Origin of the sequence: Pseudomonas lalucatii, assembly GCF_018398425.1 — a bacterium.
GTDB classification, from domain to species: Bacteria; Pseudomonadota; Gammaproteobacteria; order Pseudomonadales; family Pseudomonadaceae; genus Aquipseudomonas; species Aquipseudomonas lalucatii.
Window position 1 is genome coordinate 1350069 of sequence record NZ_JADPMV010000001.1, and the last position, 15946, is coordinate 1366014.

18 protein-coding genes are annotated in these 15946 nt (G+C 65.7%); 4 read left to right on the plus strand and 14 right to left on the minus strand.

The window, feature by feature from the left end:
• Window positions 1-32: 32 nt before the first annotated feature.
• The 12 genes from pdxJ to rpoE all read right to left on the minus strand — a co-directional run bounded on the left by pdxJ (window position 33) and on the right by rpoE (window position 10473).
• Entirely contained in the window at window positions 33-779 is a 747-nt protein-coding gene (gene pdxJ / locus I0D00_RS06090) for a pyridoxine 5'-phosphate synthase (protein ID WP_213638857.1), read from the minus strand.
• Window positions 772-1470, minus strand: coding sequence for a DNA repair protein RecO (gene recO / locus I0D00_RS06095; protein ID WP_213638858.1), 699 nt, complete (start codon window positions 1468-1470; stop codon window positions 772-774). Before recO ends, pdxJ begins: the two co-directional genes overlap by 8 nt.
• Window positions 1471-1513: 43 nt before the next feature.
• Window positions 1514-2416, minus strand: a complete 903-nt coding sequence (gene era / locus I0D00_RS06100) for a GTPase Era (RefSeq protein WP_213638859.1) — start codon at window positions 2414-2416, stop codon at window positions 1514-1516.
• The gene (gene rnc, locus I0D00_RS06105; protein WP_213638860.1) at window positions 2409-3098 is read right to left on the minus strand and encodes a ribonuclease III; all 690 of its coding nucleotides are present in this window, start codon (window positions 3096-3098) and stop codon (window positions 2409-2411) included. The genes era and rnc overlap by 8 nt, the downstream gene beginning before the upstream one ends.
• Window positions 3095-3472: a DUF4845 domain-containing protein gene (locus tag I0D00_RS06110; protein ID WP_213638861.1), complete on the minus strand. Its 378-nt coding sequence runs from the start codon at window positions 3470-3472 to the stop codon at window positions 3095-3097. Before I0D00_RS06110 ends, rnc begins: the two co-directional genes overlap by 4 nt.
• 106 nt (window positions 3473-3578) lie before the next feature.
• Window positions 3579-4433: a signal peptidase I gene (gene lepB / locus I0D00_RS06115; RefSeq protein WP_213638862.1), complete on the minus strand. Its 855-nt coding sequence runs from the start codon at window positions 4431-4433 to the stop codon at window positions 3579-3581.
• A gap of 6 nt (window positions 4434-4439) precedes the next feature.
• Window positions 4440-6239: a translation elongation factor 4 gene (gene lepA / locus I0D00_RS06120; RefSeq protein ID WP_213638863.1), complete on the minus strand. Its 1800-nt coding sequence runs from the start codon at window positions 6237-6239 to the stop codon at window positions 4440-4442.
• Between the two features lie 145 nt (window positions 6240-6384).
• Complete coding sequence (locus I0D00_RS06125; protein ID WP_213638864.1) at window positions 6385-7815, minus strand: DegQ family serine endoprotease; 1431 nt, start codon at window positions 7813-7815, stop codon at window positions 6385-6387.
• 37 nt (window positions 7816-7852) lie between these two features.
• Window positions 7853-8308, minus strand: coding sequence for a SoxR reducing system RseC family protein (locus I0D00_RS06130; RefSeq protein WP_213638865.1), 456 nt, complete (start codon window positions 8306-8308; stop codon window positions 7853-7855).
• Window positions 8305-9255 carry a MucB/RseB C-terminal domain-containing protein gene (locus I0D00_RS06135; RefSeq protein WP_213638866.1) on the minus strand — a complete coding sequence of 317 codons (951 nt, stop codon included), beginning with the start codon at window positions 9253-9255 and terminating at the stop codon, window positions 8305-8307. Before I0D00_RS06135 ends, I0D00_RS06130 begins: the two co-directional genes overlap by 4 nt.
• An 8-nt stretch (window positions 9256-9263) precedes the next feature.
• Window positions 9264-9860, minus strand: a complete 597-nt coding sequence (locus I0D00_RS06140; RefSeq protein WP_213638867.1) for an RseA family anti-sigma factor — start codon at window positions 9858-9860, stop codon at window positions 9264-9266.
• Window positions 9861-9891: 31 nt separating this feature from the next.
• Entirely contained in the window at window positions 9892-10473 is a 582-nt protein-coding gene (rpoE, locus tag I0D00_RS06145; RefSeq protein ID WP_213638868.1) for an RNA polymerase sigma factor RpoE/AlgU, read from the minus strand.
• A 377-nt stretch (window positions 10474-10850) separates the two neighbouring features.
• Here rpoE and nadB point away from each other — a divergent pair, with 377 nt between their 5' ends.
• Complete coding sequence (gene nadB / locus I0D00_RS06150) at window positions 10851-12467, plus strand: L-aspartate oxidase (protein WP_213638869.1); 1617 nt, start codon at window positions 10851-10853, stop codon at window positions 12465-12467.
• Here nadB and I0D00_RS06155 read toward each other — a convergent pair.
• Together I0D00_RS06155 and I0D00_RS06160 are read right to left on the minus strand one after the other, a co-directional pair.
• Window positions 12436-12888 (minus strand): protein YgfX, encoded by a 453-nt coding sequence (locus I0D00_RS06155; protein WP_213638870.1) that lies wholly within the window; start codon window positions 12886-12888, stop codon window positions 12436-12438. The genes nadB and I0D00_RS06155 overlap by 32 nt on opposite strands.
• The gene (locus tag I0D00_RS06160) at window positions 12872-13126 is read right to left on the minus strand and encodes an FAD assembly factor SdhE (RefSeq protein ID WP_213638871.1); all 255 of its coding nucleotides are present in this window, start codon (window positions 13124-13126) and stop codon (window positions 12872-12874) included. Before I0D00_RS06160 ends, I0D00_RS06155 begins: the two co-directional genes overlap by 17 nt.
• A 178-nt stretch (window positions 13127-13304) precedes the next feature.
• On the opposite strand from I0D00_RS06160, the gene ygfZ reads away from it, so the two are divergent.
• The 3 genes from ygfZ to I0D00_RS06175 all read left to right on the plus strand — a co-directional run bounded on the left by ygfZ (window position 13305) and on the right by I0D00_RS06175 (window position 15946).
• Window positions 13305-14246, plus strand: a complete 942-nt coding sequence (ygfZ, locus tag I0D00_RS06165; protein WP_213638872.1) for a CAF17-like 4Fe-4S cluster assembly/insertion protein YgfZ — start codon at window positions 13305-13307, stop codon at window positions 14244-14246.
• Window positions 14247-14284: 38 nt separating this feature from the next.
• Window positions 14285-15121, plus strand: a complete 837-nt coding sequence (locus I0D00_RS06170) for an HDOD domain-containing protein (RefSeq protein WP_213638873.1) — start codon at window positions 14285-14287, stop codon at window positions 15119-15121.
• A gap of 66 nt (window positions 15122-15187) precedes the next feature.
• Window positions 15188-15946 carry a substrate-binding periplasmic protein gene (locus I0D00_RS06175; protein ID WP_213638874.1) on the plus strand — a complete coding sequence of 253 codons (759 nt, stop codon included), beginning with the start codon at window positions 15188-15190 and terminating at the stop codon, window positions 15944-15946.

The window sequence follows — 15946 nt, forward strand, 5'->3', positions numbered from 1 at the left end:
TGGGTATCGCGCAGCTCAACCCATCCTAGGCTTCAACCGCGATCGGCCGCCGCGACGATCAGCTGCTTCATCTCCGCCACCGCCTGCTTGAAACCGACGAACAGGGCATGGGCGACCAGGGCGTGGCCGATGTTCAGCTCGTTGATCCCGGTGATCGCCGCCACCGGCTCGACGTTGTGGTAGTGCAGGCCGTGGCCGGCGTTGACGATCAGGCCATGGGCCAGGCCACAGGCCACGCCGTCGCGAATCCGCGCCAGCTCCCTGGCCGCCTCGACCGGGGTGGTGGCGTCGGCATAGCGGCCGGTGTGCAGCTCGACGGCCGGCGCGCCGACCCGCTTGGAAGCCTCGATATGCCGCTCCTCGGGGTCGATGAACAGCGACACCTCGCAGCCGATCCAGCTCAGGCGCTGCACCGCCGCACGAATCCGCGCCTCCTGCCCGGCAACGTCCAGGCCGCCTTCGGTGGTCAGCTCCTGGCGGGTTTCCGGCACCAGGCAGACGTGCGCGGGGCGGATGCTCTCGGCGAAGGCGAGCATCTCCTCGGTGACCCCCATCTCGAAGTTCATCCGCGTCTGCAGCACCTCCTTGAGCAACCGCACGTCGCGCTCCTGGATATGCCGGCGGTCTTCGCGCAGGTGCACGGTGATGCCGTCGGCGCCGGCCTCCTCGGCGTCCAGCGCGGCCTTGACCGGGTCCGGGTAGCGGGTGCCGCGGGCCTGGCGCAGGGTCGCCACATGGTCGATGTTCACGCCCAGCAGAATTCGATTGGCATCAGTCACGCGGTGGCTCCTTGAAGGTCATGAATAACTCGCGGCTGACCAGGGGTCGACCGCCTAGGTGGGGGGCGAGGGCCTGACGCATCAGGCGCTTGGCGGCCGCCAGGGCCCCCGGCACACGCCAATCGGCCTGAGCCATGGCCAAGAGCTCGACGCCCTGGAACAGGCCCGGCTGCAACTGCTCGACCGGCTCCAGCCCGGCATCCACCTGCAGGCGATAGCGTGCGCTGGCGACTATGGGCCGTCCATGCCGGTCCGTATCCAGGGCGAAACCATAGCCGAGTTCATCGAGCAAACGCCACTCGAAGCCGCGCAGCAGCGGCTCCAGCGGGCGGCCCTGGGCCAGGGCCTGCAACGTCAGGCCATAGTGTTCGAATACTTCCGGGTAAGGGGCTTCCGCCGGCAGCAGGCGGATCAGCAGCTCGTTCAGATAGAGGCCGCTGAACAGCGCCTCGCCACCGAGCAGGTTGGGAATGCCGGCGGCCTCCAGGCGGCCGACGTTCTTCAGCTCGCCGCGACCGCGAAACTCCGCCTCCAGCGGCACGAAGGGCCGCGCCAGGGTGCCGGCCTTGCCTCGCGCCCCGCGCAGCACGGCGCGCAGGCGGCCCTGGGGGGTGAGGAAGTCCACCAGGGCACTGCTCTCGCGGTAGGCACGACTGTGCAACACGTAGGCGGGCTGACTGAATGCAAGCATGGGGCTACTCGCAATGGCGGGCGCCGGCGGGCGCCCGGCTGACTCAGATGTCGTCGTAGCCCAGCGAGCGCAGGGCGCGCTCGTCGTCCGACCAGCCGCCCTTGACCTTGACCCAGAGGTTGAGCATGACCTTGGAGTCGAACATCACCTCCATGTCCTTGCGCGCCTCCTGGCCGATGCGTTTGATGCGCTCGCCCTTGTCGCCGATGATGATCTTCTTCTGCCCGTCGCGCTCGACCAGGATCAGCGCATGGATATGCAGGATGCGCCCCTCGCGCTTGAACTCCTCGATCTCCACGGTGATCTGGTAGGGCAGCTCGGCACCGAGCTGGCGCATGATCTTCTCGCGCACCAGTTCGGCGGCGAAGAAGCGGCTGGAGCGATCGGTCACCTGGTCTTCCGGGAAGAAGTGCACGCCTTCCGGCAGGCGCTCGCCCACCAGGCGCTCCAGGGTGTCGAGGTTGTGCCCGTGCTGGGCCGAGATCGGCACGATTTCGGCGTTCGGCAGCTGCTGCGCCAACCACTCCAGGTGCGGCATCAGCTCGACCTTCTCCTCGATGCGGTCGGTCTTGTTCACGGCCAGGATCACCGGCCCCTGGACGTACTGCACCCGCTCCAGGACCATCTGGTCCTCGTCGGTCCAACGGGTGCGGTCGACCACGAAGATCACCACGTCGACGTCCTTCAGGGCCGCCGAGGCGTTCTTGTTCATGTAGCGATTGAGGGCCTTGTCGCTGTTCTTGTGCAGGCCGGGGGTGTCCACGTAGATGGCCTGCACCTCGCCCTCGGTCTTGATCCCCAGCATGTTGTGCCGGGTGGTCTGCGGCTTGCGCGAGGTGATCGCCAGCTTCTGCCCCAGTATATGGTTGAGCAGCGTCGACTTACCCACGTTGGGCCGGCCGACGATGGCGACATAGCCACAGCGTGTTGCGGGTGAATCAGTCATTGCCATTCTCCACACCCAGGGCAATCAAGGCGGCGGCCGCGGCGACCTGTTCGGCGATACGGCGGCTGGCCCCCTGCCCCAGGGTCTTGTCGTTCAATAGGGTGACCTGACACTCGACCACGAATGTCCGGCAATGCGGCTCGCCCTGCACATCCACCACCTCGTAGCGCGGCAGCTCACAGGCACGCGACTGCAGGAACTCCTGCAGGCGGGTCTTCGGGTCCTTGTTGGTATCGACCAGGGTCAGGCCGTCCAGTTCGTTGGTCAGCCAGGCCAGCACCCGCTCGCGGGCCGCTTCCATGCCGGCATCCAGATAGATGGCGCCGATCAGCGCCTCGAGGGCGTCGGCGAGGATCGACTCGCGGCGGAAGCCGCCGCTCTTCAGCTCACCGGAACCGAGGCGCAGGTACTCGCCCAGATCGAAACCACGGGCCAGCACGGCCAGGGTCTCGCCCTTCACCAGACGCGCGCGCAGACGCGACAGCTGGCCCTCGCGGGCCTGGGGGAAGCGCTCGAACAGCGCCTCGCCGGCGACGAAGTTGAGGATGGCATCGCCGAGGAACTCCAGGCGCTCGTTGTTGCGCCCGGCAAAACTGCGATGGGTGAGGGCCAGGACCATCAGGTCCTGGTCCTTGAACTGATAGCCGAGCTGGCGCTCGAGACGGTCTAGCGAAACACTCACGGCATGCGCACGCGGTATTCTTTGTCGAACCGCGCCACCAGGTCGAGGTTCTCGATCAGCGGCTCGCGCTTCTCGTACTTCAGGTGGGCGACGAACTCGTTGTTCTCGACCTTGACCTTGAGCACTTCGCGCAGATTCAGGTCGCGAATGCTGTTGACCTCCATGCCCTTGCCGACGTGGCCATAGAAATCGCCCACCGTCCTGATCTCCAGGCCCTGCTCAGCCCCCGCCGAGGTGATGATCTTTTCCATCGACATGTAGTCGAGGTAATGCGGCAGCATCTTGAACGCGGTACTGGCGAAGAAAGCCACCACCGCCAGCACGACCAGCCAGCTCAATACCGACAAGCCCTTCTGCGAACGCGCGAATGTCATGTTTGACCCCAAATTTCCAAGTGAAGAGAGAGCCATGCCGACTCTAGTACAAGACTATAGATAGCCTGTGGCACCGCCTTGAACGGCGCCACAAAATTTCAGCACGTCAGTGAATCAGGCCGACGCGGGAAAAGTTCGGCAGATTGCGCAACTTCGGATCCGGCCAGCTCATCCACACGGCGAAGGCCTTGCCGACGATATTCCGGTCCGGGACCATGCCCAGCAGCGGCTTGGGGATGTTCGGATCGCTCCAGTAGCGGCTGTCGTTCGAGTTGTCGCGGTTGTCGCCCATCATGAAGTAATGCCCTTCCGGCACCACCCACTCGCGCCCCGGCTCGACGCGATAACGGTGCATTTCCTTGCGGATCAGGTGCTCCATCTCGCCCAGGCGTTCTTCGTAGAGCACCACGCTGCCGAGGCTGCCCGGCTCTTCGCCGAGCAGTTGCTCCGCCACCGGCTTGCCGTTGACGAACAGGCGCTTGTCGCTGCTGTAGCGGACATGGTCACCGGCCAGGCCGACGACGCGCTTGATGTAGTTGATGTTCGGGTCGCTCGGGTAGCGAAAGACCATGACATCGCCGCGCTGCGGATCGTCGACCTCGATGATCTTGGTGTCCAGCACCGGCAGGCGGATGCCGTAGGCGAACTTGTTGACCAGGATGAAGTCGCCGACCTCCAGGGTCGGCTTCATCGAGCCGGAGGGAATCTGGAAGGGCTCGACCAGAAACGAGCGCAGCACCAGCACTATCGCCAGCACCGGGAAGAACGACTTGCCGTACTCCACCAGCAAGGGTTCCTTGCTCAGGCGCTCGACCACCGCCTCATCGGGTTCGCCGACCTGCCCCTGGTACTGGGCGATGGCCGCGCGCCGGCGCGGCGCCAGGAAGACCAGGTCGAACAGGGCCAGGACGCCGCACACGGCGACGGCGATGACCAGCAACAGCGGAAAATTGATCGACATAGGCCCTTAACTATCCACCTTGAGCACGGCAAGGAAGGCTTCCTGGGGGATCTCCACGCTGCCGACCTGCTTCATCCTTTTCTTACCGGCCTTCTGCTTCTCCAGCAGCTTGCGCTTACGGCTCACGTCGCCACCGTAACACTTGGCCAGCACGTTCTTCCTGAGTGCCTTGACGGTGGTCCGCGCGACTATCTGTCCGCCGATCGCCGCCTGAATCGCCACGTCGAACATCTGCCGCGGGATCAGTTCCTTCATCTTCTCGGTCAGCGCACGACCCTTGTAGTGGGCCTTGTCCCGATGCACGATCAGGGCCAGGGCATCGACCTTCTCGCCGTTGATCAGGACGTCCAGCTTGACCAGGTTGGCCGACTCGAAGCGATCGAAACTGTAGTCCAGCGAGGCGTAGCCGCGACTGACCGACTTCAGGCGATCGAAGAAATCCAGCACCACCTCGTTCATCGGCAGGTCGTAGGACACCTGCACCTGGCTGCTGAGGAACTGCATGTCGCGCTGCACCCCACGCTTCTCGATGCACAGGGTGATGACGTTGCCCAGGTGCTCCTGGGGCACCAGGATATTGGCGCGCACGATCGGCTCGCGCATGTCCTCGACCGAGGCCAGGTCCGGCAGCTTCGAGGGGTTGTCGACGTAGAGCGTCTCGCCGCTCTTCATCACCACCTCGAAGACCACGGTCGGTGCGGTGGTGATCAGGTCCAGGTCGTACTCGCGCTCCAGGCGCTCCTGGATGATCTCCATGTGCAGCATGCCGAGGAAGCCGATGCGGAAGCCGAAGCCCAGGGCGTCGGAACTTTCCGGCTCGTACTGCAGCGCGGCGTCGTTGAGGGTCAGCTTCTGCAGCGCTTCGCGGAAGTCCTCGAAGTCGTCGGAGCTGACCGGAAACAGACCGGCATAGACCTGCGGCTTGACCCGCTTGAACCCCGGCAGCATGGCCACGTCGGGGGTGCTGGACAGGGTCAGGGTGTCGCCCACCGGAGCGCCGTGGATGTCCTTGATACCGGCGATGATGAAGCCCACTTCGCCGGCCTTGAGGTCGGCGGTGGCGGTGTGCTTCGGGCTGAACACGCCGACGCTGTCGACCTGATGGATCTTGCCGGTGGATTTCACCAGCACCTTGTCGCCCTTCTTGATGCGGCCATGGCGCACCCGCACCAGGGACACCACCCCCAGGTAGTTGTCGAACCAGGAATCGATGATCAGCGCCTGCAGCGGCGCCTCGATATCGCCGGTGGGTGCCGGGATGGTGGCGACCAGACGCTCCAGCACCTCGTCGACGCCCATGCCGCTCTTGGCACTGCAGGCCACGGCGTCGGTGGCGTCGATGCCGATGATGTGTTCGATCTCGTCCTTGACCCGCTCCGGCTCGGCCTGGGGCAGGTCCATCTTGTTCAGCACCGGCATGACCTCCAGGCCCTGCTCGATGGCGGTGTAGCAGTTGGCCACCGACTGCGCCTCGACCCCCTGACCGGCATCGACCACCAGCAGGGCGCCTTCGCAGGCCGCCAGCGAACGACTGACCTCGTAGGTGAAGTCGACGTGACCGGGGGTGTCGATGAAGTTCAACTGGTAGGTCTTACCGTCCCGCGCCTTGTAGTGCAGGGTCACGCTGTGCGCCTTGATGGTGATGCCGCGCTCGCGCTCCAGGTCCATGGAGTCCAGCACCTGGGCCTCCATTTCACGCTCGCTCAGGCCACCGCACATCTGGATGAAGCGGTCGGCCAGGGTGGACTTGCCATGATCGATATGGGCGATGATGGAGAAATTGCGGATATGACTCAGGTCACTCACAGAACAACACTCGAAAAGGCCGCAGGCGAATGCCCGCCGAAAATAGCCGGGAAGTGTACCCGATCCCTGCCCGGCACGTCACCTGCAGGCGCCGGCCGGCAGGCAGCAGAAGGGCGACCGCAGTCGCCCTTGCTCAATTCCGGATCTACTCGGCCAACTTGAAGGTGATGAAGCTGGCGCGCCCCTGGCGCAGCACCCGCATCGATACCGAGCGGTTCTTCGGCAACGACTGGGCCACCTGGGTAAAGGTGCGGGCCGAGTCGATCGCCTGGTTGTTGAGGTGGGTGATCACATCCCCGGGACGCAAGCCGATCATCGCCGCCGGCCCTTCCTGCACCTCGGTGATCACCACACCGCCCTGCAGATCGAGGCTCTTGCGCTGCTCGGCCGTCAGCTCGACCACCTTGACGCCCAGGCGGTTGCTGCTGCGCTCGCCGCCGGGAGTCGCGCTGCCTGCCAGCACCTCACCCTCTTCCGGCAGGGCACCGATGGTGACCTCGAGCTTCTTGCGCGAACCCTCGCGCACCACATCCATCTCGGCCTTGCTGCCGGGCTTGAGGCCACCGACCAGATGAGGCAGGTCCGCCGACATGATGATCGGCTTGTCGTTCAGGCTGAGAATCACATCGCCGACCTGCAGACCGCCCTTGGCCGCGGGGCCGTTGTCCAGCACCTGGGCAACCAGGGCGCCGGCCGGCTTGTCCAGACCGAAGGACTCGGCCAGGTCCTTGTTCACTTCCTGGATCACCACCCCCAGCCAGCCGCGGCTGACCTTGCCGTCGGTCTTGAGCTGGTCGGCGACATCCATGGCCACGCTCATCGGGATGGCGAAGGACAAGCCCATGAAGCCGCCGGAGCGGGTGAATATCTGCGAATTGATGCCGACCACCTCGCCATCCAGATTGAACAGCGGGCCACCGGAGTTACCCGGATTGATGGCCACGTCGGTCTGGATGAAGGGTACATAGCTTTCGTTCGGCAGGCTGCGCCCCTTGGCACTGACGATGCCGGCCGTGACCGAGTGGTCGAAGCCGAACGGCGAACCGATGGCCAGCACCCACTCGCCCACCTTGAGTTCCTCGGACTTGCCCAAGCGCACCGTGGGCAGGTTGCGCCCCTCGACCTTGAGCAGCGCCACGTCGCTGCGCGGGTCGGCCCCCACCAGCTTGGCCTCCAGCTCGCTGCGATCCGACAGGCGCACGATGATCTCGTCGGCGTCGGCGATCACATGGTTATTGGTCAGCACATAGCCGTCGGCAGAAATGATGAAGCCCGACCCCAGAGACTGCGCCTCACGCTGGCGACCGCCACCCGGCGAACGCGGCACCTGGGGAATGTTGCGCTCGAAGAACTCGCGAAATATCGGCGGCAACCCCTCCAGGTCCGGCATTGGCAGCTGCCCCCCACCCGTCGCGGCCCGCGCCGGCATCTTCTGCCGGGTACTGATGTTCACCACCGCCGGCGAGGCCTCCTCGACCAATTCGGTGAAGTCCGGCAATTGTGCATGTGCGGCAACCGCTTGCCCCAACAGCAGAACCGCCAGGACCGCGGAAAAACATAGCTTACGGCTAGGCATCGACATACAGCTCCCCATCCAGACCAAACAAAAAAACTCACGACACGGGCACATCACCCGCGATCAACGCACGCAGCACCACCGGCTGCAGCGCCGGGTCACCGGCGGTGCGGGCACTGCGCCAGCGCACGCCCAGCGCAGCCAGGGCCAGCCCGGCCAAGGCGCACAACACCACGACAGGCTCGCTCAAGGCCAGGCGCTCGGCGGCCAGCGCCGCGGCAAACAAGCCCATGAGCGGCACCAGATAGACCAACAGCGAACCGCGCACCAGCAAATCCTCGCGCACGCCGATCACCACGGCGTCCCCCACGCTCAGGGACAGGTCGGACAACGCCCGGACATGACCGCGGCGCCCACCGACCCCGAGCCGATCGAGCACCCCCTGACCGCAGCCGGCACTCATCGAGCAACTGGAACAGGTACTCTTACGCAGCGTCTCGACCCAGACGGCACCGGCCTCGACCGCGACGACCCTGCCCGACTCCTCGATCACTGCACGACCTGCGCGTGCTCGGAGCGCATCGACAACGCCACCCGTTCCGCCGTACCGAGGGGGATCTCGCCGACCACAGTGACCATCACGTCGCCATCGCTCGTCGCCATGCGCCGGGACACCGCGACGGTGGGGCCGAGCTGGCTACGCGCATCCCCGACCGCGGCGCCCTGCAGCGGCTCCAGAAACACACTGAAGCGGGCCACGCCATCGTCGTACATAAGGCACGCAACGGCCTCGTCCGACACCGGGCTGCGGCGTCGGCTAACGGTACTCAGGGTGAACCCCGGGGGCAACCAGTCCGCCCGCCAGGCGCCGGCGCCATTGGCCACCGCCTCGCTCAGGCGTACCGGCTGGCAGTCCGTACTGGGCCGCAATGCGGCGGCGTCGGGAGGCGTGGAGATATCCAGGCGGGTGAACTGAAAGCGCTCGAGCAACTGCCCCTTGTCATTGAGCAGCAGGGTTTTCAGCGGCAAGCCGCTCTCGCGGTCCAGGTGCAGCTCGACCCCATAGCGATGCTGGTCACGCGGTACCAGCGCCAGCACCACCGCGGCCCGGCCCGCAACACGGGACGCCCCCATCATCCGCAGTTCGTACCACTGCTCCAGCTGCTCGACATCGATTTCACGCGCCGGCCAGGCCTGGGCACCCACCACCTGATCGGCCAGGGTGCCGCTCACGCACTGGGCACGCCCGTTTACCCGCAAGACCTCCTGGGCGGGGCCGTCCAGCTGCAGCAGGCGCTCGCGCACGTCACCGTCCTCGACCCTCTGCCAGATGCCATGGGTCGAGAAGCTGCCGTTGCGCTCGTATACGAAAGTCCCCTGAAAACTTTGACTGCGCTCCGCCTCGGCCAGGCGCTGCAACCAATCTTGCGCGTCCTCGGCAGCGAAGGCGGACATCGCCCAGCCACCGCACAGGAAAAGAGAGAGAGGAATAAAGCGCATGCGCCTCCTTAACGGCTTTCCAGGCTGGCGGCGCGCGCGTAGGGCAATGCCCCCTCGCCGCCACTCATGGCCGCCTGCTGGGCATGCTGGCGCAGATAAGCCGGCAGGCGCTGCTCATGCCAGCCAGCCTCGGCATCGCCAGCAGCCGCGGCCGTGCCGGCCTGCTCGTTGGCCGTGCTGAAACCCGCCAGCATGGCCGGCCCTTGGGCCTGGACCTGCGGACCGAGCAGGGCCGGCTGGGCGGCTTGCTGCGCCAGCTGTGCAGCGCCGATCTCGTCCTGGTTGTACAGACGCACGCCGGCCAAGACGGCAACGGTCACCGAGGCCGCCACCGCCAGGCGACCGATCGAGCGCCAGGGACCACGAGCCGCCTTCTCCGCCACCGGCAGCGCCTCGTCAGCCAGGGCCGCGGAAACCGCAGCCGCGATATCCAGTTTCGGCTCCAGCAGCTCCTTGTGCATCACCGCACGGGCGATCTGATAGCGCGACCAGGTCGCGCGCAACTCCGCATCGTTGCTCGCACCGAGTACACGGCGCAATTCCAGTTCATCCGCTTCGTTATCCATCACCGCGGACAGCGATTCCTGCAGGGCTTCTCGACTCATGGCGGTTCCTCTCTTGGCTGTCGCCGCTGTCTTAGGCTTCCTGCAACAAGGGTTGCAGGGACTTGTCTATGGCCTCGCGCGCTCGGAAGATTCGCGATCGCACGGTACCCACCGGACACTGCATGACGCTGGCAATGTCCTCGTAACTGAGACCATCGAATTCACGCAAGGTTAGGGCCGTACGCAAATCTTCTGGCAACTGCTGAATGCTGCGGTGCACGGTGGCCTCGATCTCGTCCCGCAGCATGAGCCGCTCCGGCGATTCGATGTCCTTGAGGGCATGGTCGCCGTCGTAGAACTCCGCGTCCTCAGCACTTACATCACTGTCTGGCGGCCGCCGTCCCCGCGACACCAGATGGTTTTTCGCCGTATTGATGGCGATCCGATACAACCAGGTATAGAAGGCACTCTCGCCACGGAAATTACCCAACGCCCGGTAGGCCTTGACGAACGCTTCCTGCGCCACATCCTGGGCCTCATGACTGTCGTGTACGAAACGCACGATCAACCCGAGAATCTTGTGCTGATACTTCAGCACCAGCAGATCGAATGCCCGCTTGTCTCCGCGCTGCACGCGCTCGACCAGTTGCTGATCCTCTTCCTGGGTTAGCATGAACACTCCTCGTCAAACCCGAAGGAGTGCAGCGCCTGCCGGTAACTCGGCTTGCCAAAATAGACTCGGGCGTTGCGCAAAAGTTCTCCCCCCTTCAAACAAGCTTCCGGCAAAACCCTTCGGCGCGGCACGGAATAGCGCGACAGAGGTCTGCGCCTCGCCGCGCGAATAATCTTAGGTCACCCACTCACGCGACCGACGCCCCCGCTATCAGGGATGCCAGGCGCCATGCCGGATGGACGAAACCCACCTGTGGCGACCGTTAATGGAACTCGGAACGACAAGAAAGTTCCCACGCGCCACAGCCTGTCGCAGGCGCGCTATTGTGCCGACCACCCCCTCTATATACTAGGGGCGCTTTTTCGTGGAATCCGCACATGAGCCAACACTACCAGCACGACGTTCTAGTCATCGGCAGCGGCGCAGCCGGCCTGACTCTCGCCCTGACCCTGCCCAGGCACCTGCGCATCGCCGTACTGAGCAAGGGCAGCCTGTCCAACGGCTCCACCTACTGGGCCCAGGGTGGCGTGGCGGCGGTGCTGGATGACAGCGACACGGTCGAATCCCATGTCGAGGACACCCTCAACGCCGGCGCCGGCCTGTGCCGCGAAGAGGCCGTGCGCTTTACCGTGGAGCATAGCCGCGCCGCCATCCAGTGGCTGATCGACCAGGGCGTGCCCTTCACCCGCGACGAGCACACCGCCAGCGAAGACCGCGGCTTCGAGTTCCACCTGACCCGCGAGGGTGGCCACAGCCACAGGCGCATCATCCATGCCGCCGACGCCACCGGCGCGGCAATCTTCAACACCCTGCTGGAGCGGGCCAGGCAGCAGGCCAATATCGAGCTGCTGGAACAGCGGGTGGCAGTCGACCTGATCACCGAGCGCAAGCTCGACCTCGACGGCCAGCGCTGCCTCGGCGCCTATGTGCTCAACCGTGCCAGCGGCCAGGTCGACACCTACGGCGCCCGCTTCGTCGTGCTCGCCACCGGCGGCGCGGCCAAGGTCTACCTCTATACCAGCAACCCGGACGGCGCCTGCGGCGACGGCATCGCCATGGCCTGGCGCGCCGGCTGCCGGGTCGGCAACCTGGAGTTCAACCAGTTCCACCCGACCTGCCTGTACCACCCCCAGGCCAAGAGCTTCCTGGTGACCGAGGCCCTGCGCGGCGAGGGCGCCCTGCTCAAGCTGCCCAACGGCCAGCGCTTCATGCCACGCTTCGATCGTCGCGGCGAGCTGGCGCCGCGCGACATCGTCGCCCGCGCCATCGACCACGAGATGAAGCGCCTGGGCGCAGACTGCGTGTACCTGGACATCAGTCACAAGCCGGCGGAGTTCATCAAGGCGCACTTCCCGACCGTCTATGAGCGCTGCCTGGACTTCGGCATCGACATCACCCGCGAGCCGATCCCCGTGGTTCCCGCGGCGCACTACACCTGCGGCGGCGTGGTCGTCGACCACCACGGCCAGACCGACGTACCGGGGCTCTACGCCATCGGCGAGACCAGCTTCACCGGCCTGCACGGCGCCAACCGCATGGCCAGCAACTCGCTGCTCGAGTGCTTCGTCTACGCCCGCGCCGCCGCCAGCCACATCGCCCAGGCGCTGGACCAGGTGCCCATGCCCGCGGACCTGCCATGCTGGGACGCCAGCCAGGTGACCGACTCGGACGAGGACGTGATCATCGCGCACAACTGGGATGAACTGCGGCGCTTCATGTGGGACTACGTCGGCATCGTGCGCACCAACAAGCGCCTGCAGCGGGCCCAGCACCGAGTGCGCCTGCTGCTCGACGAGATCGACGAGTTCTACAGCAACTACAAGGTCAGCCGCGATCTGATCGAGCTGAGGAACCTGGCCCAGGTGGCCGAGCTGATGATCCGCTCGGCCATGCAGCGCCACGAGAGCCGCGGCCTGCACTACACCCTGGACTACCCCGAGCAGCTGGCCGAGGCCAGGGACACTATTCTGGCGCCGCCCACCTACGGCGACTGAACTTCAGCCGCACCCGCAGGCGCCTATGGCTGTCGCGGGGCAGCGCATCGCGCGGGATGCACAGACCACGCACCCAGCGCTCGTTCGCCAGGCGAAAGCGCAGCACCACGACCCAGGGCAGGGCCAGGCTGTCGGGGCGCAGCTGGATCGCCTGCCATCCCCTTGCGCTGCTCCACAGCTGCCAGCCGCCGGCATCGTGACGCAGCGCGCCGAATGCCCGGGGCGAGCTCAGCAGGATGTGCCGCGGCACTACCCAGGCCGCATGCCCCAGGCACAGGCCGCCTGCCAGCACATAGCCCCAGGGCGGCAGCTCGACCCATAGCAGGCCGAGCAGCGCCAGCGCCTGGCTCAGCCCATAGCACAGCAACAGCAGCCGCGAGGACCGCCAGCGGCACTCGAAGACCTCACCGGGGCTGGACACGGTCCAGGATCATGCGAACCATGCGCTTGAGGTCGGCATCCTCGGGTTCGCCGCGCTGCATGAACCAGCCGAACATGTCCTGATCCTCGCACTCGAGCAACTTGCGATAGCGCGCCTGGTCCTCGGCGTCGAGGTCGGCATAGACCTCCTTGACGAAGGGCACCAGCAGTACGTCCAGCTCCAGCATGCCGCGACGGCTGTGCCAGAACAGGCGATTGAGTTCAGTCGAGTCGACCATGAAAGGGTTCCTTGAAATTGCCCGGCATTGATTCAGCCCGGCAGTATAACGGCGAAAGACCGGGCTGTTGACCTTGGCCGCGCCCCGTTCGGCGGCTGTGCGCTCAGCCGCTGACAAGGCTCCGGCGGCACTCTATGATGTCGCCCCTAACTTTTCACTCAGCGACCTCCCCCTCCCCATGGCCGAAACCGCATTTTTCTGCACCCTCAGCCACGAAGGCATCCTTGCCGTTCGCGGCCCCGATGCCAGCAAGTTCCTCCAGGGCCAGCTGACCTGCAACCTCAACTACCTGAGCGAGACCCGCAGCAGCCTCGGTGCCCGCTGCACCCCCAAGGGCCGCATGCTGTCGAGCTTCCGCATTGTCAGCGTGGCGGACGGCTATCTCCTGGCGATGGCCGGCGAGCTGGTCGCGGCGCAACTGGCCGACCTGCAGAAATATGCAGTGTTCTCCAAGTCCAAGCTCGCCGATGAAGGCGATGCCTGGGTGCGCTTCGGCCTGAGCGGCGGCGACGGCGCGCTGGTCAGCCTGGGCCTGGACCTGGCCCAGGAGGCCGATTGCGTGGCCCGTGCCCACAACCTGCTGGCGCTGCGCCTGGGCGATGGCCGCAGCGAACTCTGGGCACCGGCCAGCGAGGCGCCGACCCTGCGCGCCCGCCTGGCCGCCCAGCTGCACGAGGCGCCGCTGAACGACTGGCTGCTGGGCCAGATCCGCGCCGGCATCGGCCAGGTACTGGGCGCCACCCGCGAACTGTTCATCCCGCAGATGCTCAACCTGCAGGCCCTGGGCGCGGTCAGCTTCAAGAAAGGCTGCTATACCGGCCAGGAGATCGTCGCGCGCATGCAGTACCTGGGCAAGCTCAAGCGCCGCCTGTACCGCCTGGCCCTGGATGACCGGCAACTGCCGGAGCCAGCGGTCGAGCTATTCTCCCCCGTACACGGCTCGGGGGTGGGCGAAGTGGTCCTGGCCGCCCGGAGCGGCGAAGGCATCGAGTTGCTCGCCGTGCTGCAGGAGGACGCCATAAAGGACGGGCGCATCCACCTGGGGGCCCCGGAAGGCCCGCCACTGCACCTGCTCGACCTGCCCTATAGCCTGGACGCCGACCGCGAAATCCAGCGCTGAACCCCTTCCACGCCATCCGACTGCGAAGAGAACCGCGCATGAGCAAGCTCGCCGAGAAAGTCCAAGAAGAACTGCTGCAGGCCATCGACAACGATGAACTGGTGCTGCCCACCCTGCCGGAAGTCGCCCTGAAGGTGCGCGAAGCCGCCGAAGACCCGAACATCGGTATTCCGGAGCTGAGCAAGGTGATCGGCAACGACGCGGCGTTGACCGCGCGCATCATCAAGGTGGTCAACAGCCCGCTGCTGCGCACCCACAGGGAAATCACCGACCTGCAGATGGCGGTGGGCCGCCTGGGCATCAACTACACCAGCAACCTGGCCACCGGCCTGGCCATGGAGCAGATGTTCCAGGCCACCAGCGACGTGGTCGACCGCAAGATGCGCGAGGTGTGGAACAAGAGCACCGAGATCGCCGGCATCTGCCACGTGCTGTGCCGCCACTACACCCGCCTGATGCCGGACCAGGCGACCCTCGCCGGCCTGGTGCACCAGATCGGCGTACTGCCGATCCTCACCTACGCCGAGGACCACAGCGAACTGCTGGCCGACTCGATCAGCCTCAACCATGTGATCGAAAAGATCCATCCGATCATCGGCGACCGGATCCTGCGCGCCTGGGAATTCCCCGAACTGATCGCCATGGTGCCCAGCCAGCACCTGAACTTCGGCCGCGACAGCGCCAAGGCCGACTACGTCGACATCGTCCAGGTCGCCACCCTGCAGAGCTACCTGGGCAGCCAGCACCCCTATACCCAGCTGGACTGGGGGCAGATCCCGGCATTCGCCAAGCTCGGCCTCGACCCGAACGTCGACATGCAGGAGGACGAGGACCTCTCCGCCGCCATGGACGCGGCCATGAGCATGCTGCAGTGAGATGAAGGCGGCGTGGCGCGCTATCGGCCACCAGACTTGGAGTCACTCGGTTAAGGAATCGACCATATGCGCGTTGTGGTGCTGCTGCTCTCCTTGCTCCTGGGCACCGGCGTGGTCGCGGCACAGCCGCTACGCCTGACCAGCGGCGAGTGGCCGCCTTTCCACGGCACGGAGCTGCCACAGCAAGGCGTCGCCTCGCAGATCGTCACGGAGGCCTTCGCCCTCGAAGGCATCGAGGTGCAGTGGGAGTTCCTGCCCTGGGCACGCGCCATGCAACTGGCCAGCCAGGGGCGGCGCGCCGGCACCGGGCTGTGGCGCCGCAACGCCGAGCGCGAGCGCCTGTTTTACATAAGCGACCCGGTGCTTGAGACCCAGACCCATCTCTTTCATCGCAAGTCCGTCGAGCTCACCTGGCAGACCCTGCTCGACCTCCAAGGCCTGCGGATCGGCGCCACCCGCGGCTATTATTACGGCGAGGCCTTCGAACGGGCCGAACTGAGCGGGCAACTGAATGTCCAGCGCATCATCAGCGACGAAGTGGCTCTGCGCCAATTGCTGGCGGGGAGAATTGATCTGTTTCCCCTCGCCAGAACGGTCGCCTCGAGCCTGCTGGCCCAACGCTTCACGAGCGCCGAACGGCTGCAGCTGAGCTTCCATCCCCGGCCGCTGAGCAGCCACAGCCTGCATCTACTGCTGTCGCGCCGGATCGCCGCTAACGCCGAGTTGATGGCGCGCTTCAACAACGGCCTGGCGCGCCTGCACGAGAGCGGCAAGGTAGCCCAGTGGCTGCTGGACGCCCAGCAGCCACTGGGCCTGACTCCCTAG

Bases quoted from the DNA above. Each gene is read 5' to 3' on its own strand.
- recO (WP_213638858.1), bottom strand. From the start codon at position 1,470: ATGCTTGCATTCAGTCAGCCCGCCTACGTGTTGCACAGTCGTGCCTAC.
- era (WP_213638859.1), bottom strand. From the start codon at position 2,416: ATGACTGATTCACCCGCAACACGCTGTGGCTATGTCGCCATCGTCGGC.
- I0D00_RS06110 (WP_213638861.1), bottom strand. From the start codon at position 3,472: ATGACATTCGCGCGTTCGCAGAAGGGCTTGTCGGTATTGAGCTGGCTG.
- lepB (WP_213638862.1), bottom strand. From the start codon at position 4,433: ATGTCGATCAATTTTCCGCTGTTGCTGGTCATCGCCGTCGCCGTGTGC.
- I0D00_RS06125 (WP_213638864.1), bottom strand. From the start codon at position 7,815: ATGCCTAGCCGTAAGCTATGTTTTTCCGCGGTCCTGGCGGTTCTGCTG.
- I0D00_RS06135 (WP_213638866.1), bottom strand. From the start codon at position 9,255: ATGCGCTTTATTCCTCTCTCTCTTTTCCTGTGCGGTGGCTGGGCGATG.
- I0D00_RS06140 (WP_213638867.1), bottom strand. From the start codon at position 9,860: ATGAGTCGAGAAGCCCTGCAGGAATCGCTGTCCGCGGTGATGGATAAC.
- rpoE (WP_213638868.1), bottom strand. From the start codon at position 10,473: ATGCTAACCCAGGAAGAGGATCAGCAACTGGTCGAGCGCGTGCAGCGC.
- nadB (WP_213638869.1), top strand. From the start codon at position 10,851: ATGAGCCAACACTACCAGCACGACGTTCTAGTCATCGGCAGCGGCGCA.
- I0D00_RS06160 (WP_213638871.1), bottom strand. From the start codon at position 13,126: ATGGTCGACTCGACTGAACTCAATCGCCTGTTCTGGCACAGCCGTCGC.
- ygfZ (WP_213638872.1), top strand. From the start codon at position 13,305: ATGGCCGAAACCGCATTTTTCTGCACCCTCAGCCACGAAGGCATCCTT.
- I0D00_RS06170 (WP_213638873.1), top strand. From the start codon at position 14,285: ATGAGCAAGCTCGCCGAGAAAGTCCAAGAAGAACTGCTGCAGGCCATC.
- I0D00_RS06175 (WP_213638874.1), top strand. From the start codon at position 15,188: ATGCGCGTTGTGGTGCTGCTGCTCTCCTTGCTCCTGGGCACCGGCGTG.